Raw genomic sequence first — 19385 nt, 5'->3', positions numbered from 1 at the left:
GTCAGTTTCCTTGTGCGGCAGGGGCGGGCGCGGTGGCCCGGTCGAAAGGCTCCAGGGCGTGGCGCAGGCTGGCCCGGGACAGCTCGCCCAGATGGCTGCCGACCAGGCGCCCGTCGGCGTCGTAGAACAGGGTGGTGGGCAGCGCCATGGAGCCGACGCGCTGGGCCAGCAGACCGGTGCCGTCGAACAGCACGTGGGTCAGGCTCAGGCCGGTGGTGGCGAGGAAGGTGCTGACGTTTTCCGGGGTCTCGCCCTGGTTGACGAACAGGAAGGTCACGTGCGGGTAAGCGCTTTGCGCCTGTTGCAGCACCGGCATTTCGCGTCGGCAGGGTGGGCACCAGGTGGCCCAGATGTTGATGACCAGCGGATTGCCGCGGTAGCTGTGCAACGCCACGGATTGGCCGTTGGCCTTGCGCAGGCTCAAATCGGGCAGTTCGGTGCCCTTGCTGTACAGGTGGCCCCCGAGGCTGGCCAGGCCCCAGAACAGCGCACCGCTGAACAGCGCCCAGCCCAGCGGGCGGCGCAGGCCCGGATGGCGCCAGCCCTGCCACAGGGCGCCGAGCACGATGCCGGCAAGGCCCGACCAGAACAGGAAGCCGCCATCACGGATATCGATGATCTGCAGCAGATCGTCCTGGTACATCGGCCAGTAGGCCAGCACGAAGCCGGCGCGTGCGCACAGCAGGCCGATCAGGAACAGGTTGAACAGTGCCGATTCCGGGCTCTCGCCGCCACGCCGGGCGACCCACCAGCCGACCATGCTGGCGATCACCAGGGCGGTGAGCATCAGCAGGTGGTTGAGGGCCATGGTCAGTGGCCCGAGGGTTACGGTCAGCATCAGCCTTGGCTCCTGGTCTGGGTCCAGTGTTGCAGGAAGGCGGCTGCATCCACCTCACCAGTGATGCGCCGCGCGCGGCGTTCGTCGCCTTCCGGGCCGACCCAGATGATGCTGGGCGGGCCGGGTACCTGGTAGCGCTGCAGCAAGGCCTGGCTGGCCGGGGTGTCGGCGGTCACGTCCAGGCGCAGCAGGTGCACACCGGCCAGGCCGGCCTGCACGTCGCTGCGGGCGAACACCTGTTTTTCCATGACCTTGCACGACACGCACCAATCGGCATAGTAGTCGAGCATCACCCACTGGCCACGGGCCTTAGCCGCATCCAGTTCGCGTTGCAGGTCTTCGGGGCGGCTGACGGTGACGAAGGCGTCCTCGATGTGCTGGCCGGTGGCCGGCGCAGCGCCGCCACCGGCGAACGGGCGCAGCGGCTGCCAGAGGTCGTCGCCACCAGCCGCCGCACCCACCAGCAGCAGGCCGCCCCACAGGGCTCCCAGCAGTGGCAAGGCGCGCAACGCCGGCAACCGCTGCAGGGCCGGCCAGGCAGCCCAGGCCAGGGCAATCAGCAAGGCGCCGCTCAGGGCCAGCAGCAATGCTGCGGGCAGCAGGCTGCGCAAGGTGTATAGCGCCATGCCCAGGAACACGAAGCCGAACACGCCCTTGACCCGGTTCATCCAGGCGCCCGGGCGGGGCAGGTAGCGGTTGCCCAGGGTTACCAGCAACAGCAGCGGCACGCCCATGCCCAGGCCGAGGCTGAACAGCACCAGCGCCCCCTGCAGCACGTCGCCGCTCTGGGCGATGTACAGCAGCGCGCCGGCCAACGGCGCGGTCATGCACGGGCCCATCAGCAGGCCGGACAGCGCGCCGAGTAGCGCCGCGCCATACAGGTTGCCGCCACGGGTGCCTTGCCCGGCGCGGTCGAGGCGGTCACGCACGGCGGCGGGCAGTTGCAGTTCGAAGGCGCCGAACATCGGCAGGGCCAGCAGCACGAACAACCCCGCCAGGCTGCCCAGCAGCCAGGGTTGCTGCAGCCAGGCCTGCAGGCTGGCACCCAGCAGTGCGGCGACCACGCCCAGGGCGGCATACACCAGGGCCATGCTCAGTACATAGACCCCGGCCAGTATCCAGCCGCGCCGGGCGCTGGCGCCATTGCCCAGCACCAGCCCGGCGAGGATCGGCAGCATCGGCAGCGAGCAGGGGGTAAAGGCCAGCAACAGGCCCAGGCCGAAGAACGCGAGCAGGCTCCAGGCCAGGTGGCCTTTTTGCAGGTCGCTGGCCAGGGCCTGGTCACTGGCTTGTTCGACCGCCGGCGCCACACTGCCACCCAGGTCGACCAACGTGGTTTGCGGGGGGTAGCACAGGCCGGCGTCGGCACAGCCCTGCCAGCCCAGGCGCAGCTGGCCCTGGGCATCGGCCGGGAGCAGCAGTTCGAGCTGGTCGCGGTACACCGCACTGTCGCCGAAGAACTCGTCGTGGTGGTTGAGAGCGGCCGGCAGTTGCGGGTGCTGTTCGGCAGGCAGGCCGTCGAACTTCAGGCGTTTCTGATACAGGTAGTAGCCAGGCTGGATCTGGAAGAACAGGCGCACCTGGCCGTCGGCCTGGCGGTCGTGGGTAAGCACGAAGGCCTGGTTGACCGGCAGGAAGTCCGGTTTGACATCGAACGGGTTGGCCTGCAATGGGCCGGCCAGCAGTAGTGTCAGGAAGAGCAGGAGGACGCGCATGTCTTCGCCTTGGCAGTACGTTGAAAGGGGTCATGCTGGCTTGGGTCGATTAACCCAAGGTTAACTCTGGTTTTTGGTCAGGGGGGGCGCATCAGGGCTTGCAGGTGTTTGCCGTGGGATTGTCTGCGCCTGGGAGATCGAGCGCCGCGCGGGCGGCGCTCGGTCTCCCAAGCGCCGAAGATCCTAAGACGAACGCCTACCAGCCCCAGAGCAAATTCCGCCCCAGATCCCAGACATGTCGCGACATATTGTCGGCTTGACTTTGCCTGCGCCAACACAATTGCTGTAAAGTTGACGTACAGGTCAGCTTTTCAGGCTAGTACCAGAATCAAAAAAAGGGCAGACCCCCTGCTGCCCAGAGGATCAAGCATGTCCAACCGTGATATTTCCCGGCGCGCCTTCCTGCAAGGCGGCCTGATCGCTGGTGTCGGCGTGACCATGGCGCCGCTCGGCAGCCAGGCATTCGCCGCGCTGATGGAGGAACGCGTCACCACCTCGCCGCAGAAGTGGATGAACCATGATGGCAAGGCACGTTTCCGTAACGATGCCTTGTCCAAGGTGTGCGGCGACAAGGTGTTCGCTCGCGACATCCGTGCCAAGGACATGCCCGGCTGGCCCGCGCAACAGGGCCATGCGCTGCTGCTCAAGGCGACCAAGGCCGATCGTATCTATGCCGGCCATGACCTCAGCCTTCTTGGCGCCGACCTGCAGCCGGACCGCATCGTCACCGCTGCCGACCTGGAAAAGGACGGCATCGCCTGGCCCGAGGCCCACTCGCCCGACCCGCTGCTGCCGCCCGGCAAGGTGCCTATGTTCATCGGCCACCCGGTGGCGATCCTGATCTGGCACGACTTCGAGCGCTTCCGTCAGGCCAAGCGCAAGCTGCAGTTCAATGACCAGGCGATCCGCTATGGCGCCCAGGCGCCGCTGTACCAGCGCGACCCCTACGGCAGCTTCCGCTTCGTGCGCGTGGGCGGTGCCACACCGTTCGACGACGATGAATTCTCCAGCCTGAAGAATTCCATGCTGTTCCCTACCATCCTCAACCGCAAGCCGGTGTGGTCGAAGCAGCCCAACCAGCATGGCGACCTGACCGAGCAGGGCCTGTTCTACGCCAAGCGCATGGCCGAGCAGCTGGACAACCCACCCGAGGACTGGCTGGTGTTCGACGAGCGCTACAAGACGCCGTCCATCGAGCCGGCCGCCCTGGAGCCGGACAACGGCAACGGCTGGTACGACCCGGCCAGCGGCACGCTGCACTTTGTGGTGGCGACCCAGTGCCCGTTCGAAGTGGCGCAGGAATGCGTGCACATGATCAAGCCGTCGCGCTTCGCCCTGAACACGCTGAACATGCACCCGGGCTATACCGTGGGCTACGGCTCGAAAGACAACAACATCTTCGTCTTCTACGCCGCCGTGGCCGCGCTGTATGGCGCCGGTGTGCCGATCCGCCTGGCCAACGACCGCTACGAGCAGTTTCAGAGCGGTATCAAGCGCCATGCCTTCGATATCCGCTACCAGTTGGCGGTGGACAAGAAGGACAACAGTTTCAAGATCTTCCGCGCCGACATGACTTGCGACGGCGGCGGGCGTATCAACTACAGCCCCTCGGTGGCGGCGGTCGGCGCCACGGCGGCGCAGTCGATCTACTACATGCCGCAGAATGATCTGTCGGTCACTGCCTATCATTCCCGTGGCGTCGAGGCCGGCTCCATGCGTGGCTACGGCACCCTGCAGACCATGGCCGCCACCGAAATGATGGTGGATGAGATCGCCGGGCGCCTGGGCGTCGATGCCATCGACCTGCGCCGCGCCAACGCGCTGAAGTCGGGCATGAAGAACACCCAGGGCGCGGTCCCGGCCGGCGCCCTGCGCCTGTACGAGATTCTCGACAAGGCCGCCGTGCACGACTGGTGGCGCAACCGCGACACGCGCAAGCAGCAGATGGATGCCAAGGACCCGGACCACTGGTATGGCGTGGGCTTTGCCATCTGCCAGAAAGACTTCGGCACCGGCTCCGAAGCCCCCATGGCCAGCATCGAGTTCAGCCGCGACGGGCGCATCAGCCTGCGCCACATCGGCACCGAGCTGGGTACCGGCATGTCCACCTCCCAGGCCCTGGTTGTCAGCGATTTCCTCGGCCGCTCGGCCGACGAGGTGAAGACCGCGGTCACCGAATGGCCGGAGCTGCAGCTGACCACCAGCGGCAACCCCTACCTGATCAGCCAGCCCGAGCAGGACGCCGCGCTGCGCAACCCGCGTTGGGTCGGCAAGCTCGCTTCGCCGTCGTCGGCGACCAACTCGGCCTTCTACTTCAGCCATGCCACCCGCGAAGCGGCACGCGTGCTGTTCAATCACGGTCTGTGGCCGGCGGCCATGGCCATCTGGCGCCAGGGCCCGTACGGCGGCCAAGCCAACCCGCTGGTGGTGCGCCGCGAGAATGCGGTATGGGTCAACGGTGAGCTGACCGGCAACGGCCTGTCACCTATCCCGTTCGCCCAGCTGGCCCAAAAGGCTCATGATATGGGCCTGGTCACCGGCGTCAGCGTGCACGGCTTCAACCGCTGGAGCTGGGCCGAGGCCGACTTCGTCATCGATGGCGTGCGCGAACGCTTCCCGCTCGACGCGGTGGCAGTCAAATACGGCGATGGCGCGGTGAGCGCCAAGAAGGCGCAGATGAGCAGCCACGGCTACCACCTGCTCGACCGGCAGAACGCCGCCTACCCCGACACTCAGCTGAACAACGCCATGGTCACCTACTACAGCCCGGTGGCGACCATTGTCGAAGTCAAGGTGAACAAGGGCACTCACGAAGTGCAGGTACTCAACCATCACAGCTGGGTCGAGTGCGGCCGGGTGCTGGTGCCGGAATTGGTCAAGGGCCAGCTCGAGGGCGGTATCGCCATGGGCATCGGCCATGCCTTGACCGAAGAAATGCCGTTGTACGAGGGCGGGCCCGGGGAGGGCGACTGGAACTTCAACCGCTACCGCCTGCCGCATGCGCGCGACGTGGCGGTCTGGCAGCAGACCAGTGAAATCCTACCGCCGCTGTCACCGACCGACCCGTCCAAGGGCATTGCCGAGGTGGTGATGATCCCGGTCGTGGGGGCCATCGGCAATGCTGTCGCGCATGCCATCGGCAAGCGCGTTCGCGATCTCCCCATCACCCCAGCCCGTATCAAGGAGGCCCTCAATGGCTAACCGTCCACTGCAACTGACCCTCAATGGTCAACCGGTCGGCCCGGTCGAGGTCCCCGACGACCTGGCGATGATCGACTACCTGCACGAACACCAGAACCTCACCGGCTCGCGCCTGGGCTGCGGCCAGGGTATCTGCCACGCCTGCGTGGTGATCGTCGACAACCCCGATGGCACCAGCGAGGAGGTGCGTACCTGCATTACCGGCGCGCATTACTTCGAGGGCAAGAAGGTCCGCACCATCGAGGGCCATGCCAGACAGGACGAGGCCGGCAACCTCACGCTGAACCCGATCCAGCAGAAGTTCGTCGACCTGTTCGCCTTCCAGTGCAGCTACTGCGCGCCGGGCTTCGTCAATGCCGCCACGGTGCTGGTGGAAACCGCCCAGCGCCAACCGCTGAAGAAGAGCGAGGTGGAAGACCGCATCGAGGCGAGCCTGGGCCACCACATCTGCCGTTGCACCGGCTACGTGCGTTACTACGACGCCACCCGTACGGTGCTCAACGACCTCGGCCTGGTCAAGGAGGGTTGAGCATGGGTCTTGTTCGTAGCGCAATGGCGCTGGCTCTCGGGCTTGCCGTTACCTCGCTTGCCCAGGCAGCCGACCAGGCGCAGGTCAAGCGCGGTGAATACCTGGCCCGCGCGGCCGACTGCATGGCCTGCCACACCGCTGAAGGCGGTGCGCCGTATGCTGGCGGCCTGCCGATCCATTCGCCGTTCGGCACCATTTACGGCAGCAACATCACCCCGGACAAGCAGTATGGCATCGGCAACTACAGCGCCGATGAATTCTTCGCCGCGGTAACCGAGGGCAAGCGCAAGGACGGCGCCAACCTCTACCCGGCGATGCCGTACACCTCGTACCACCTGATCAAGCGCGAAGATTCGGACGCGATCCTCGCCTACCTGATGACCGTGCCGCCAATCAACCGCCCGGCACCGCAGACAGCGTTGCGCTTTCCGTTCAACGTGCGCCAGGGGCTGAGCGGCTGGAACATGCTGTACGGTAAAAGCGTGCAGTTGCAGCCGACCGAGGGCAAAAGCCCGGCCTGGCAGCGTGGGCAGTACATGGTCGAAGTCATGGGCCATTGCGGCGAGTGCCATACCCCGCGCAACCCGATCGGTGCGTTGCAGCAGGACCAGCGCCTGAGCGGCGGCCTGCTGGGTGGCTACCTGGCCCCGAGCCTGCTGGCCCAGGACCTGGCCGAGCGCGGCTGGACCCAGCCGGACCTGACCACCTTCCTCAAGCACGGCATCAGTGCTCAGGGCAGCATGTTCAACGAAATGTTCCCGGTGGTGCACCACAGCACCCAGCACCTGGAGGATGCCGACCTGGCGGCCATGGCCACCTACCTGCTGGGCGACCAGCCACCGTCGGCCAAGGCCATTCAGGCGGTGGCACTGGAGCAGATGAGCGACAGCGCCAGGCGCGGCCGCCAGCAGTACCTGAACGTCTGCGCCGGCTGCCATGGGGTGGACGGCGAGGGCAAGCCGCACATCGCCGTGGCCATGCGCGGCAACACGGTGCTACGCCAGGCCGACTCGCGCAACCTGGTCAAGGTGGTCCTCGAAGGCATTCGTGAACAGCAGTTCACCGGCTTCGAGCGCATGCAGCCGATGCCGGGCTTTGCCGACAAGCTCGATGACCAGCAGGTGGCGGATATGGTCAACTACCTGCGCCAGGCCTGGGGTGGATTGCCCGGTGACCTGAGCGTACAGCAGCTCGCCGAGCTGAAGGCGGAGTAAAGGGTGCAGCATCTCGATCTACAGGTGGTCCGCCAGGCGTTGCAGTGGTCGTGCGGCGGCCAGCGGGTGTGGTTGTGCACGGTACTCGCCACCTACGGCTCGGCGCCCCGTGCGCCGGGTTCGCTGCTGGCGGTGAACACCAGCGGGCAGTGGCTGGGTTCGCTGTCCGGTGGTTGCGTCGAGGACGACTTTCTCGAGCGCGTGGGCCGGGGGGAGTTTCCCGAGCCGGTGGCCATCGTGCGTTATGGCGATGGCAGCGACTCGCGTTCGAGTATCCGCCTGCCGTGTGGCGGCGTGCTGGAAGTGCTGGTGGAGAACCTGCCGGCCGAATGCGAGGTACAGGCGCACCTGCGTGAGCTGGAAAGCGCATTGCAGGGCCAGCGCCGTGTGCTGCGTGAAGTGAGCCTGCCCGAGGGCAAGCGCCTGCTTGCCGATGACCACAGCCAGGGGCTGCGTGTGGAGCGTGAAAGTGCCTGTGTACGCTTGCGTGTGGGGGCCGCCCAGCGCCTGCTGCTGGCCGGGTACTCCAGCGTCGCGCATTTCTGTGCCGAGTTCGGCAAGGGCATGGGCTTCGAAGTCATCCTTTGCGAGCCGCGTGACGAAGTGCTCGACGGCGTGCAGCTGGATGGCATCGAGGTGCGCCGTGAGCTGCCATCGGAGTTCATCGCCCATGGCGGTTGCCATGCCGACACTGCGGTGGTGGCGCTGACCCACGACCCGAAGATCGATGACCTGGCCATGCTCGAAGCGGTGCGCACCGAGGCGTTCTATATCGGTGTGATGGGCTCCCGGGTGACCTCCGACAAGCGCCGCGAACGCCTGCGGCGGATCGGTGGCCTGGGCGAGGTCGAACTGGGCCGCATCCACGCCCCGATCGGCCTCAACCTGGGCAGCAAGACCCCGGCCGAGATCGCTTTGGCGGTGCTGGCCGATATCCTTCGCGTGCGCAATGGTATCGAGCGGGTGGCGCTGTGAGTGTGGTTGCACTGATATTGGCTGCTGGCAGCAGCGTGCGTTTCGGGGCTGACAAGCGTCGGGCGCTGTTGGTTGATGGTCGCAGCTTGCTGGTGCACAGCGTGGAGCGGGCCTGTGCAGTGTTCGACGATGTGCGGGTGGTGTTGCGCGAGGGGGAGCGGGGCGTGGATCTGGGGCTGCCTGCGGGGTGCCGGGTCATCTCCAGCCCGGACTTCGCATTGGGCATGGGCCATAGCCTGGCGGCCGGCGCCGCCTCGCTGGCCGACAGTGAGGCGCAGGCAGTAGCGATTCTGTTGGGTGACATGCCCTGGCTGGAGCAGGCAACCCTTGCCCGGCTGGCTTCCAGGGCCAGCGCGTCGACCATCGTGTTGCCTTGCCATGAAGGGCAGCAAGGGCACCCTGTGCTGTTCGGGCGCGATTTCTGGCCGGCGCTTGCGCGCCTGACCGGCGATGAAGGGGCGCGTTCGGTGGTCAAGGCCAACCCGGCGAGTTGTGTCAGGGTAGAAGTGCCGGATACCGGTGTGCTGCTGGATGTCGACAAGCCTGATGCGGTGCACCGGTGAACGCACTTGTCAGGGCCTATTCATCTTGTTCGTCAGCCAGCTCATAGGGTTGAAGCTCGCTCAGTTGGGCGAGCAGTACCAGATGCTCGACTGCTTTGAGCTTTTCAAGCCGCTCGAGGCTGTCTGACCCTCCCAGCATCAAGGCAGGAACAAAGCCATACATTTCGTCTGCGGCCAACGTGCCGAGCCGTTCCCTGGCGGGTTCGAACAGGTCGTCGAAATAGATGCATTCGGTCATCAGCCACATGAGCAGGCCGTGGATCTTGTTGTCCCGCTCTTCGTCGCCTGAGCTGTGGGCGCCATCGAGGTAACGGGAATGGTACGCCGCAATGGTCAGCACCGAGCCGGTGTTCTCACCCCACAGGTACAGGTCGCCAAAAGCGCTACGGGCGATGAGGTGATAAGTGTCGCGTGCTTCGAAGTGCGTGCCTGACAGCCAATACGCTACTACGTCTTCGTAATCCTGAGGGTTTACCAGCCAGAACAGACCACCGCCGTAGCCGCACCAGCCGTGCTCTTGCCAGTAATCCAGGAGACGATTGGGGAGTTTGCCTTGGTAATGATCGAGGGCAGAGGGCGGTACTGGTTGGTGGCCGACGGGGTCGCCGAAGGTTTCGAGGAAGATGCTGAAGATGACGTCCATTTGATTAAGTCCGTTTTAGTGTTTAGAAGTCGGAGAAGCTGTAGGGTACCAGTGCCGAAAGTTGTGAAAGCATAATCAAGTGTTCAATTGTTTTTACTTTTTTAATTCGCTCCAGTCTTGCTTTTCCGCCGAAGACGAGTGCGGGGACGAAACCATACATTTCATCGTGATTGAGTGGGCCTAGATTGTTTCTTGACGGTTCGAATAAATCCTCGAAGTCATTGCTGTCCTTTTTAACCTGTAGAAACAAAGATTGAACGTGCCTGTCAATGTTTGCTATTCGGCGGTTGTTGCCGCAATAGTGTGAGATATGGCTCGCAATGCATAGTGAGAAACCGGTTCTCTCTCCGTATAAGTAGAGGTCGCCAAACGCCCCGCGCGCGATCACATGGTAGGTGTCATGTTCGGCCAGGGACGTACCGTCAATCCAAGATGCAACGACGCCTTCATACTCTTGGGGGTCGACGGTCCAAAAAATACCATCACCATATCCACACCAGCCATGTGTCGTCCAATGTTCCAATAATTTCTTCGGCAGCTTTCTCCTGTAACGCTCGATGGTTGAAGGAGGAACCTCTTGCTTGTGAATAGGTGGTCCAATTGTATCGATAAAGACGGAATAGACGTCATCCATCATTTGGCTCCATATCAATCTAGCACTTGATCAGTTTGATGTTCATGAAGGAGGCATCTCCGCCTGATTTCAATGCTTCTTCGGCAGCTTGCTGTATACCCTTGATCTTGCTTTTCCACTGTGGGCCAATGGTGGAGTTGACTTGTTTGTCACCGAAATCGGCAATGACATCTCTTCCTCCAGCGGTCAGGTCCGGGTTGTGCAATGCCGCGAGCGTTGCCATCGTCTCCTTCGCTAATTTTGCAGCCGTCCTTTGGGCTTCACGTGGGCTCAAATCGTCTGGCAAGTCGTCCAGTATCCGTTGCTCTAACTTGTCTTGCATCTGTTTACGAGCTTTGCGCGCTACAATTGGGTTTCGCTTTACGGGATTGGCAACGTTTTCTAAAAACTCCTCAACCGTCAGCCGATTCAACCCATCCTGCTGCCCCTTCAACTGCCGTTCAAACTCGCCATGCTTGGCGGGTGGCAATTTGTCGGCCTTGAAGCACGCCACGGTATGCAACGGCATGCTACCGGGCTTCCCTGTCGAGGGCTCCTTGTCTTTCCCTGCCGGCCGATCAGGCTGCATCGGTTGCGGCTCACCCACCGCCCCCTTGCGCCGCTCCGGCACCTGCAGGTCCGGCCGTTTCTTCAACCCCTCTTCATGCTTGAGCATCCATTGCCCCAGCCGCGCACCTTTGCGGCTGGCCGCCATCTCCTGCGCGAGCACCCGGGCATCACCGCGGCCGCGGGTGAGGTACGACACGATCGCCCCCAACAACAGCAGCACGACTTCCACGTGGGCTTGGGCAATCTGATGCGTCGCCCGGGATATCGCATAGGGGTCGTCCCGGCAGAGCGGGCCCGTGCCTTCATTGCCGCAGGTGCCTTCCCAGGCGAAGCGAATGCCGTCGACGTAGTACTCGCCGATACGCGGCAAGCCCTCGATGAAGAACTCGGCGATGGAAGCCAGCCCTAGCGCGCCGAGGATCCAGCCACTGACCTTGAGGCCCATGGCCGCGCCCGCGCCGGCAAACGGAATGGTTCCGGCGCCGCCGGCGAATGCGCCAACCCCCGCGCCAAGCAGGCCACCGGTAATGGTGCTGCCGGCGACGATCATCGCCATCTGCCGCGCGACCATCAGCAGTTCGTCGACGATGCTGTTGATGTCGAGGTCGGCGAAGCGCTGGCGCAGCATGTGCGCCGCCTGCCATTCGGCGTGGTAGAAGGCGGTGCGGACGGCTTCTATCCGGCGCAGGTTGAGGCCTAGCGAGGCGACCTCTTCATTGAGGCTGGTGCGGAACTGGCCACCGCTTTGGTAGCCCACCATGGCGATGACACGTGACTCGATCTCGTGCCAGGAGGGCACGAGGTAATCCAGGTACATGAGGTGTCTCCCTGACAGCGTGTGCAGGGGGAAATCCCATCATGGATTCGGATCGGAAGTTTCTGAGCCAGTTGTAGGAAAATGCGACTTCGTTTCCGGCGTGTTCGGCGGAGTTAGGCTGTCGGGGTGGGCCTTGGGTGGGGCTTTAAATGTTTGTCGCTCCCGGGAGCGTGTGGCAGTTGCGCGGTGCTCGTTGCCGCAGGCGCCATACATCCCCAATCCCCCACAAAAGGTCCATAATCCCCCCTTAATCCGCCCAAGGTGCAATGCCAGCTACACCATTCCGGGAGCCCCACCATGCACGTTCTGCTCTGCGAGGACGACGACCTGATCGCCGCCGGCATCTGCGCCGGCCTTACCGCCCAGGGCCTGACCGTGGACCGTGTGGGCAACGCCGCCGATGCACGGGCGATGCTGCAGGCCGCGCAGTTCGACGTGATGATCCTCGACCTTGGCCTGCCCGACGAAGACGGCCTGAAGCTGTTGCGCCGCCTGCGCGAGAAAGGCGAGACGCTGCCAGTGCTGGTGCTCACTGCCCGAGATGCGGTCACCGACCGGGTCGATGGCCTGCAGGCCGGCGCCGACGATTACCTGCTCAAGCCGTTCGACCTGCGCGAGCTGGCTGCTCGCCTGCACACCCTGCTGCGGAGGGTGGCCGGGCGGGCGGTGAATGTGATCGAACACGGCCCGCTGCGCTATGACCCGAGCAGCTGCGAGGCAACCCTGGCCGGCCAGCCGGTCGACCTGTCCCGGCGTGAACAGGCATTGCTCCAGGCGCTGCTGCAGAACCCCGGGCGGGTGCTGTCCAGCGAGCAGCTCAAAGACTGCGTGTACGGCTTCAGCGACGAAGTCGAGAGCAATGCCCTGAACGTGCATATCCACCATCTGCGGCGCAAGCTGGGCAACGGCATCGTCGAGACCGTGCGCGGCCTGGGCTACCGGCTGGGCCCGGCGCAGGCGCCGGAGCAGGCCGCATCATGAGCCTGCGGGTACGCCTGAGCCTGATCCTGGGCAGCGCCTTCGTGATCATCTGGGCGCTGGCCGCCGCGTGGATGCTGCGCGACCTGCGCCAGCAGATGATGTTCTCCCTCGACCAGCGCCTGGTGGCTTCGGCGCGCATGGTCGCCGGGCTGATCGACCAGCTGCCGCAGCCGCTGACTGCCAAGGGTGGGGAGGCGCACTTTTCCGCCGACCAGTTCAGCGTGCCGGACGGCATGGCTTGCCAGGTCAGCTCGCTGCGTGGCGAGATTCTCGCCAGCAACCACAAGCACGATGGCGTCATGGACGATGAACGCAGTGGTTTCCGAGACCAGACTATCGACGACGCGCTGTGGCGCACCTTTACCTACAACCATGGCGATGTGCGCATTACTACCGCCGACCGGCACATGGAGCGCGAGGCACTGAACCAGTCGATCCTGCTGGCGGCCTCGGCGCCGGTGCTGATGGCCCTGCTTGGCAGCCTGGGGTTGTTGTGGATCGGCCTGGGCAAGGGCCTGGAGCCGCTCAACCGCATGCGCGATGCCCTGCGCCGCCGGCGCGCGGACAGCGTCGAGCCGCTGCAGGTGGCGGGCATGCCCAGCGAACTGCAACCGTTGCTGGAAACCCAGAACCAGCTGTTCCTGCGCATTGCCCAGACCATCGAGCGTGAGCGGCGCCTGACCGACGATGCCGCGCATGAACTGCGCAGCCCGCTGACGGCGATCAAGACCCACCTGCAGGTGGCACGGATGACCGATGGCGCCGTGCGCGAGCAGGCGCTGGAGCATGCCGAGCAGGGCGCCGACCGCATGCACCGCACGCTGGAGCAGTTGCTGATGCTGGCGCGGGTGGAAGGCAGCCTGTCGTTCGAGGATGGCGTGCAGTGCAGCGCCGAGCAGGTGGCCCGGCAGGCGGTGCAGGATGCCGGCGGCGGTGACAACCGGCGCATCGTGTTGCGTTTGCCTGACGCCGCTACGCAGATCTACCTGGGCATGCCTGCGCCGTTGGCGGTGGCGGCGCTGCGCAACCTGCTGGACAACGCCTTGCGCCATGGCGGCGACGAGGCGGTGGAGCTTGAGGTGCAGATGGCTGACGGCCAGGTGGGCTTCATGGTGCGGGACCATGGGCCGGGGATTGCCGAGGCGGACCTTGAGCACCTGACCGAGCGCTTCTGGCGTAACGGGCAGAGTGGTGGATGCGGGCTGGGGCTGGCGATCGTACAGGCGATCGTGCAGCGTTGTGCCGGTAGCCTGAAGTTCGACAGCCGCAGTGATGGGTTGCGGGTGTTGTTGCAGGTGCCGGCGCGCTCGGGGAATTGATTTTTATTGCCTGTGCCGGCCTCTTCGCGGGTAAACCCGCTTCCACAGGTACTGCATCAACCCTGAGATCTGTGCCAATCCTGTGGGAGCGGGTTTACCCGCGAAGAGGCCGGGCCTGCTTTCAAAAATCCCACAGCAACCGCTAAATCCTCCCCGCACTCAAGCGTTTTCCAAGCGACGAACACCAGCACTTTCGCTTGCTTGCGAGGATTCACCCATGTCCACCGCTTCCTGCCTTGCCCAGGTCCCGCCGGCCAGCGCGCCGCGTGCCTTGTACGAGTTCACCGATTCACCCTTGCTGCAACGCCAGCAACAACAGGAGTCCAACGCCCGCAGCTACCCGCGGCGCATCCCCCTGGCACTCAAGCGCGCCCGTGGCATCCATGTGGAGGATGTCGAAGGCCGCCAGTTCATCGACTGCCTGGCCGGCGCCGGCACTCTGGCGCTGGGCCACAACCACCCGGTGGTGGTCGAGGCGATCCAGCGGGTACTGGCCGATGAACTGCCACTGCACACCCTGGACCTGACCACGCCGGTCAAGGACCGCTTCGTCCAGGACCTGTTCGGCGTGCTGCCCGAGGCGTTACGCCGTGAAGCCAAGGTCCAGTTCTGCGGCCCGACCGGTACCGATGCGGTGGAAGCAGCGCTGAAGCTGGTGCGCAGCGCCACCGGCCGCAGCACCGTGCTGGCCTTCCAGGGCGCCTACCATGGCATGAGCCAGGGGGCGCTGAGCCTGATGGGCAGCCATGGGCCGAAGCAGCCGTTGGGGGCCTTGCTCGGCAACGGTGTGCAGTTCATGCCGTACCCCTACGACTACCGTTGCCCGTTCGGCTTGGGCGGCGAAGCCGGGGTCAGGGCCAACCTGCATTACCTGGAAACCCTGCTGCTCGACCCGGAAAGCGGCGTGCCGCTGCCAGCGGCGGTGATCCTCGAGGTGGTGCAGGGCGAGGGCGGGGTGATTCCGGCCGATATCGAGTGGCTCAAGGGTGTACGCCGTATCACCGAGCAGGCCGGCGTGGCGTTGATCGTCGATGAGATCCAGAGCGGTTTCGCCCGTACCGGGCGCATGTTCGCCTTCGAGCATGCCGGCATCATCCCGGATGTGGTCACCTTGTCCAAGGCCATTGGCGGCAGCCTGCCGCTGGCGGTGGTGGTGTACCGCGACTGGCTGGACACCTGGAAGCCGGGCGCCCACGCCGGCACTTTCCGTGGTAACCAGATGGCCATGGCGGCGGGCTCGGCAGTGATCGATTACCTGGTCGAGCATCGCCTGGCAGAGCATGCCGAGGCCATGGGCCAGCGCCTGCGCCAGCACCTGCAGCAGTTGCAGCGGGATTATCCGCAGTTGGGTGATATTCGCGGGCGTGGCCTGATGCTTGGGGTGGAACTGGTGGATCCGCAAGGCCACAGGGATGCGCTTGGGCATCCGGCGGCCAACCGTGAGTTGGCGGCGAAGGTGCAGCGCGAGTGCCTCAAGCGCGGGCTGATCCTGGAGCTCGGTGGGCGGCATGGGGCGGTGGTGCGCTTCCTGCCGCCGTTGATCATCAGTGGCGAGCAGATCGATGAGGTCGCGCAGCGCTTTGCCGAGGCGTTGATCGCGGCGGTCTGATCGATTGCCTGGGCCGCTGCGCGGCCCTATCGCCGGCAAGCCGGCTCCCACAGGGACTGCGCCGACCGGAAGGCTTGCGCTGTACCTGTGGGAGCCGGCTTGCCGGCGATAGGGGCGCAAAGCGCCCCCTGGCAATCCCGGCTACCAGCCGCGCCCGGAATTCACCCAGAAGTTCACCGACAGCGAGGTGGTCACAGACTCCACCTGGTGGAACCACCCTTCGGGCAGGAACAACAGGTCACCGGCCTGCAGCACCACGCGCAGGAACGGCACCTCGCGCGCCGCCGGGAAGCGCTGGTAGTCCGGGGCGTCGGGGTTGAAGTCGCAGCCGTCCAGGCCGCCCTTGGGGCTGGTCGACCAGGTACCCAGGGCCGGGCGATGGTGCGGCGCGGCAAGGATGAACGACTTCTGCCCCCATACCTGTGCGAACAGGTTGTCGGTGTCGTCGCGGTGCAGCGGCGTCAGTGTGCCCTTGGGGCCAATCCAGATACGCGGCGCAATGAACTTCTCGCGGGCGAAGTACTGCGGGTAGCGAATCAGCGTCAGCAGCTTTTCCGGCAGGATGTTGTTGCCCATGTAGGCCGGGGTTTCGCCGGGTTTGGCAGGGGTGTCCAGCGAGGCGATGAAGTCGGCCATGGAAGTGGAACGGAAGTCGCGGTCGGTGGAGAAGGTCTTCTTCACGTAGTCGCCGTGCCGGGTGATGCCCTGCAGTTCGGCGAAATGCTCCAGCGAAGCTTCGCGGCCTATGGTGAACAGCGGCCAGTCCTGCAGGGCATCGCTGATGACCACCGGCGTGCCGTGCTCCAGGTAATCGCCCTGGAAGCGCGCCAGCGGCATGTCGGCGCGGGCAATGCGTGCCACCTCGCGCTGCACCGGTTGCGCGGCCGACACCCGTTCGCTGAGGCGTGCCGGTGTCGGGTAGCGTTGGTTCATCGACACCTTGGTCGCCGGCGCGCCGCGCCGGGCGTTGCTGATGATCTGCGGCAGCAGGGTGGCCAGGCCTATGTTGCCGCTGATCTTCAGCCGGGCGCTGGCGAACAACTCTTCGACGTTGGCGGTGCCACCCATGATGCAGATGAAGGCACGCTCGGCCACCTCGATGGTGACGTCCGGGGCGCTGTGCCGGCCGGCACCGGTGCGGCTGCTGTCGCGCACCTCCGACCAGAAGGCCCGGTCCTGGCCGAAGACGAACTGGAAAACGCCTTCGATGCCGACGGCATGGGCGTTGGCGAACAGTTTGCTGAGGATGCTCTGAAGGTCCACGGTATGCCTCTGGCGGTCTTTCGTTGTGCAGGGATAACGAGTGCTTGCACCAACGATTTAGCCGTCTGGGTGGGTAATTTTCCGGGTTGCTGCTACGTCCCGTAGGGAGGCTCGAGTCACATTGTTCACCCAAGGAACCCACATGGCACTGCACCCTGATCTGGCGGCATTTCTGGAACTGGTCGAATTTGGCCGGCTGACGGGCAGGAGCCTGCCCATGTACGCGATGGACGTGGCCCAGGCCCGTGCCGAGTTCGAAGGCAGCTCGCAGGTACTCGACCCGAGCCCGCCCGGCAACGTCAGGGCCAGCGAGTTGCAGATTACCGCGCGCGACGGTGCCCGTCTGGCTGCTCGTCTGTACCGCCAGGGCGATGCTGGTGCTGCCTTGCAGCCAGTGATCCTGTACCTGCATGGCGGCGGCTATGTGGTCGGCAGCCTCGATTCACATGACTCGGTGTGCCGTCGCCTGGCGGCCCTGGGCGAGTTCGCGGTGCTGGCGGCGGACTACCGGCTGGCGCCGGAGCAGCAGTTCCCGAAGGCCCTGCACGATGTACTGGACGCCGCCAACTGGCTCGCTGAGCAGGCGGCCTCGCTGGGCCTGGACAACCGCCGGGTGGTGCTGGCAGGGGACAGCGTGGGTGCCAGCCTGGCGGCGGTGCTGGCCATTACGGCAGTGGAGCAGCCCGAGGCGCTGGCGTTCAAGCCGCTGGCACAGTTGCTGTTCTACCCGGTGACCGATATCTCCTGCTGGCGTGAGTCCCATCGCGAGCATGCCGAGGGTTACCTGCTGGAGACACCTACCCTGGAGTGGTTCTACCAGCACTATGCGCCGCAGCGCGAGCAGCGCCTTGACTGGCGGGTATCGCCGTTGCTGTCGACGCTGCGCGAGCCATTGGCGCCGGCTTGCCTGTTCGTGGCTGAATATGACCCGTTGCATGATGAGGGCGTGGCCTATCGTGACTGGCTGGTGGCGGGTGGGACGGCGGTGACCTTTGCCCGGGTGGAGGGGTTGACCCATGACTTCTTGCGCATGTCGGGGATTGTGGGGCAGGTGGAGGGGATTTACCGGGATGTCGGGGAGTGGTTGAAGCGGGTCGGTGGCCAGTCCTGACTTGAGCTCGCCGGGGGCGCGTTGCGCCCCTATCGCCGGCAAGCCGGCTCCCACAGGCACCGCACATGACTTGAAGTCGGTGCGGTCGGGGTGGGAGCTGGCTTGCCGGCGATAGGGCCGGTACTGGCAACCATCAAGCGCGCAGGTAGCGCTTCAGAATATCCACCAATCGCTCGATCTCCGCCTCGGTATTCAACAGCCCAGGCGCCGTCCGCACCACCGGCCCGACATCCCGGGACACCGCATCGACCACGATGCGCTGGCTGTTGAGATACCGGGCCACCTCGTCAGCATCCTGCCCCGTGACCCGGAAGAAGGTGAACCCCGCCGAATACTGCGTGCTGCGCGGTGTCACCAACTCGACCCCCGGCAGCGCCTCAAGCCGCTGCCTGAGATAGCCATTAAGCCCATGAATCCGCGCCTGCACCGCCGCCTTGCCCAGCTGCAGGTGCAGCTCGAACGCCTTGCCCAAGGCCCAGCGGTGCTCGAACGCGTGGTAACCCCCGGGCGTCATCACCGTGGCAAAGTCCTCGTTCTCGGAAAACGTGGCGATGGTCGGGTTCAGTTGCTTCAGTTCGGTGGACGCCGCGCAGATGATCCCCGTACCTCTCGGCCCGAACATCCACTTGTGCGTGCCGGCGATGAAGTAGTCGCAGTTGAGATCTGCAAAGCGCATGTCTTCGACGCCAAAGCCATGCACACCGTCGATCACGTAGATGATCTGGTCCTGCTCGTCACGCTGGCGATTGACCTCGCGCACCAGCGCGCCGATCTCGCCCACGGGCAGTTTGACGCCACTGCCCGAGTGCACCCAGGTCATGCCCAGTACTCGTGTTTTCGGCCCGATGGCTGCGGCGATGGTGGTCAGTACCTGGTCGCTGTTGACCTTGGCGGGGTCGTCGAACAGGCGCAACCGGTGCACCGGTGTGCCATCGCGCGTGGTGCGAAAGCCTATGGTATGGCGGGCGGCCGAATGCTCGTGCACGGTGGTGAGAATTTCCTGCCCCGGGGCAATCTTCAGCCCGCCATAGATCAGCCCCAGGCCTTCGGTGGTGCTGCCGGTCAGGGCAATTTGCCGGGGCGTCACTTCGAGGTAGCGGGCTGCCCATTCACGCACGGCGGCCTCGTGCTTCCACTCCGATTGGCTGTCCCAGTCGACCATGCGGGCCGGGTGGTGGTCGAAGCGGGCGCGTAGCGCCTCGATGGCTTCGCGCACGGGCCGTGGGTGCGAGGTGATCAGGAAGTTGGCAAAGTGCGCGTACGCCGGGTCCAGTTCGAACAGGTTGCGAAACCCGGCCCAGTCGCTGGCGGTTGCAGGCTGCGCAGCCGCCGCTTGGGCGGCAGGCAGCAGTGGGCCTGTGAGGGGCAGGGCGGCCGCAAGCAGGCCGGCCTGCTTGAGAAAGGTGCGACGATCGTTCATCAAA

The 19385-nt window shown here is 65.0% G+C and carries 16 protein-coding genes; 9 read left to right on the top strand and 7 right to left on the bottom strand.

Annotation, left to right across the window (positions count from 1 at the left end):
- Nucleotide 1: 1 nt before the first annotated feature.
- Nucleotides 2-838, bottom strand: a complete 837-nt coding sequence (locus GEV38_RS18835; protein WP_015271125.1) for a TlpA disulfide reductase family protein — start codon at nucleotides 836-838, stop codon at nucleotides 2-4.
- Nucleotides 838-2553 (bottom strand): protein-disulfide reductase DsbD, encoded by a 1716-nt coding sequence (gene dsbD, locus GEV38_RS18830; RefSeq protein WP_054571879.1) that lies wholly within the window; start codon nucleotides 2551-2553, stop codon nucleotides 838-840. The genes GEV38_RS18835 and dsbD overlap by 1 nt, the downstream gene beginning before the upstream one ends.
- Before the next feature lie 369 nt (nucleotides 2554-2922).
- On the opposite strand from dsbD, the gene GEV38_RS18825 reads away from it, so the two are divergent.
- The 5 genes from GEV38_RS18825 to GEV38_RS18805 are packed head-to-tail and all read left to right on the top strand — an operon-like array spanning nucleotide 2923 to nucleotide 9035.
- Nucleotides 2923-5754, top strand: a complete 2832-nt coding sequence (locus GEV38_RS18825) for a xanthine dehydrogenase family protein molybdopterin-binding subunit (RefSeq protein WP_054571878.1) — start codon at nucleotides 2923-2925, stop codon at nucleotides 5752-5754.
- Nucleotides 5747-6283, top strand: a complete 537-nt coding sequence (locus tag GEV38_RS18820) for a (2Fe-2S)-binding protein (protein ID WP_025339998.1) — start codon at nucleotides 5747-5749, stop codon at nucleotides 6281-6283. Before GEV38_RS18825 ends, GEV38_RS18820 begins: the two co-directional genes overlap by 8 nt.
- Before the next feature lie 2 nt (nucleotides 6284-6285).
- The gene (locus GEV38_RS18815) at nucleotides 6286-7497 is read left to right on the top strand and encodes a cytochrome c (RefSeq protein ID WP_015271122.1); all 1212 of its coding nucleotides are present in this window, start codon (nucleotides 6286-6288) and stop codon (nucleotides 7495-7497) included.
- Nucleotides 7498-7500: 3 nt separating this feature from the next.
- Nucleotides 7501-8472 carry an XdhC family protein gene (locus GEV38_RS18810; RefSeq protein WP_054571877.1) on the top strand — a complete coding sequence of 324 codons (972 nt, stop codon included), beginning with the start codon at nucleotides 7501-7503 and terminating at the stop codon, nucleotides 8470-8472.
- A complete protein-coding gene (locus GEV38_RS18805) occupies nucleotides 8469-9035 on the top strand; it encodes an NTP transferase domain-containing protein (protein ID WP_015271120.1) in 567 nt (188 codons plus the stop codon). Before GEV38_RS18810 ends, GEV38_RS18805 begins: the two co-directional genes overlap by 4 nt.
- A 16-nt stretch (nucleotides 9036-9051) precedes the next feature.
- Here the strand turns inward: GEV38_RS18805 and GEV38_RS18800 are convergent, their stop codons facing one another.
- Genes GEV38_RS18800 through GEV38_RS18790 form a run of 3 tightly spaced genes read right to left on the bottom strand, consistent with a single transcriptional unit; the run spans nucleotide 9052 to nucleotide 11678 of the window.
- Nucleotides 9052-9678 (bottom strand): GAD-like domain-containing protein, encoded by a 627-nt coding sequence (locus GEV38_RS18800; protein WP_054571876.1) that lies wholly within the window; start codon nucleotides 9676-9678, stop codon nucleotides 9052-9054.
- Between the two features lie 22 nt (nucleotides 9679-9700).
- Nucleotides 9701-10312, bottom strand: a complete 612-nt coding sequence (locus GEV38_RS18795; RefSeq protein ID WP_173895919.1) for a GAD-like domain-containing protein — start codon at nucleotides 10310-10312, stop codon at nucleotides 9701-9703.
- Between the two features lie 19 nt (nucleotides 10313-10331).
- The gene (locus GEV38_RS18790) at nucleotides 10332-11678 is read right to left on the bottom strand and encodes a DUF6861 domain-containing protein (protein WP_015271117.1); all 1347 of its coding nucleotides are present in this window, start codon (nucleotides 11676-11678) and stop codon (nucleotides 10332-10334) included.
- Nucleotides 11679-11975: 297 nt separating this feature from the next.
- Here GEV38_RS18790 and GEV38_RS18785 point away from each other — a divergent pair, with 297 nt between their 5' ends.
- The 3 genes from GEV38_RS18785 (at nucleotide 11976) to GEV38_RS18775 (ending at nucleotide 15587) form a co-directional block, all read left to right on the top strand.
- Complete coding sequence (locus GEV38_RS18785) at nucleotides 11976-12659, top strand: response regulator transcription factor (RefSeq protein WP_015271116.1); 684 nt, start codon at nucleotides 11976-11978, stop codon at nucleotides 12657-12659.
- A complete protein-coding gene (locus GEV38_RS18780; RefSeq protein ID WP_015271115.1) occupies nucleotides 12656-13978 on the top strand; it encodes an ATP-binding protein in 1323 nt (440 codons plus the stop codon). The genes GEV38_RS18785 and GEV38_RS18780 overlap by 4 nt, the downstream gene beginning before the upstream one ends.
- A 217-nt stretch (nucleotides 13979-14195) precedes the next feature.
- Nucleotides 14196-15587, top strand: coding sequence for an aspartate aminotransferase family protein (locus GEV38_RS18775; protein WP_015271114.1), 1392 nt, complete (start codon nucleotides 14196-14198; stop codon nucleotides 15585-15587).
- A gap of 141 nt (nucleotides 15588-15728) precedes the next feature.
- Here GEV38_RS18775 and GEV38_RS18770 read toward each other — a convergent pair whose 3' ends face one another.
- Entirely contained in the window at nucleotides 15729-16850 is a 1122-nt protein-coding gene (locus GEV38_RS18770) for a cupin-like domain-containing protein (protein ID WP_173895917.1), read from the bottom strand.
- Between the two features lie 142 nt (nucleotides 16851-16992).
- Here GEV38_RS18770 and GEV38_RS18765 point away from each other — a divergent pair, with 142 nt between their 5' ends.
- Nucleotides 16993-17961, top strand: a complete 969-nt coding sequence (locus GEV38_RS18765) for an alpha/beta hydrolase (RefSeq protein ID WP_054572528.1) — start codon at nucleotides 16993-16995, stop codon at nucleotides 17959-17961.
- Nucleotides 17962-18094: 133 nt separating this feature from the next.
- On the opposite strand, the gene GEV38_RS18760 is transcribed toward GEV38_RS18765, so the two are convergent.
- Nucleotides 18095-19381, bottom strand: a complete 1287-nt coding sequence (locus tag GEV38_RS18760) for an aminotransferase class V-fold PLP-dependent enzyme (protein ID WP_015271111.1) — start codon at nucleotides 19379-19381, stop codon at nucleotides 18095-18097.
- Nucleotides 19382-19385: the final 4 nt, after the last annotated feature.

Origin of the sequence: Pseudomonas sp. 13159349 (assembly GCF_013305685.1) — a bacterium.
GTDB lineage: Bacteria > Pseudomonadota > Gammaproteobacteria > Pseudomonadales > Pseudomonadaceae > Aquipseudomonas > Aquipseudomonas asiatica.
The sequence above is the reverse complement of the archived record's forward strand: the minus strand, read 5'-3'. Positions and strand labels throughout refer to the sequence as shown.

What these genes read in the sequence shown, in the direction of transcription:
- GEV38_RS18835 (WP_015271125.1), bottom strand. Translation starts at nt 838, where the DNA reads ATGCTGACCGTAACCCTCGGGCCACTGACCATGGCCCTCAACCACCTG.
- dsbD (WP_054571879.1), bottom strand. Translation starts at nt 2,553, where the DNA reads ATGCGCGTCCTCCTGCTCTTCCTGACACTACTGCTGGCCGGCCCATTG.
- GEV38_RS18825 (WP_054571878.1), top strand. Translation starts at nt 2,923, where the DNA reads ATGTCCAACCGTGATATTTCCCGGCGCGCCTTCCTGCAAGGCGGCCTG.
- GEV38_RS18820 (WP_025339998.1), top strand. Translation starts at nt 5,747, where the DNA reads ATGGCTAACCGTCCACTGCAACTGACCCTCAATGGTCAACCGGTCGGC.
- GEV38_RS18815 (WP_015271122.1), top strand. Translation starts at nt 6,286, where the DNA reads ATGGGTCTTGTTCGTAGCGCAATGGCGCTGGCTCTCGGGCTTGCCGTT.
- GEV38_RS18800 (WP_054571876.1), bottom strand. Translation starts at nt 9,678, where the DNA reads ATGGACGTCATCTTCAGCATCTTCCTCGAAACCTTCGGCGACCCCGTC.
- GEV38_RS18795 (WP_173895919.1), bottom strand. Translation starts at nt 10,312, where the DNA reads ATGGATGACGTCTATTCCGTCTTTATCGATACAATTGGACCACCTATT.
- GEV38_RS18790 (WP_015271117.1), bottom strand. Translation starts at nt 11,678, where the DNA reads ATGTACCTGGATTACCTCGTGCCCTCCTGGCACGAGATCGAGTCACGT.
- GEV38_RS18785 (WP_015271116.1), top strand. Translation starts at nt 11,976, where the DNA reads ATGCACGTTCTGCTCTGCGAGGACGACGACCTGATCGCCGCCGGCATC.
- GEV38_RS18780 (WP_015271115.1), top strand. Translation starts at nt 12,656, where the DNA reads ATGAGCCTGCGGGTACGCCTGAGCCTGATCCTGGGCAGCGCCTTCGTG.
- GEV38_RS18775 (WP_015271114.1), top strand. Translation starts at nt 14,196, where the DNA reads ATGTCCACCGCTTCCTGCCTTGCCCAGGTCCCGCCGGCCAGCGCGCCG.
- GEV38_RS18765 (WP_054572528.1), top strand. Translation starts at nt 16,993, where the DNA reads ATGGCACTGCACCCTGATCTGGCGGCATTTCTGGAACTGGTCGAATTT.
- GEV38_RS18760 (WP_015271111.1), bottom strand. Translation starts at nt 19,381, where the DNA reads ATGAACGATCGTCGCACCTTTCTCAAGCAGGCCGGCCTGCTTGCGGCC.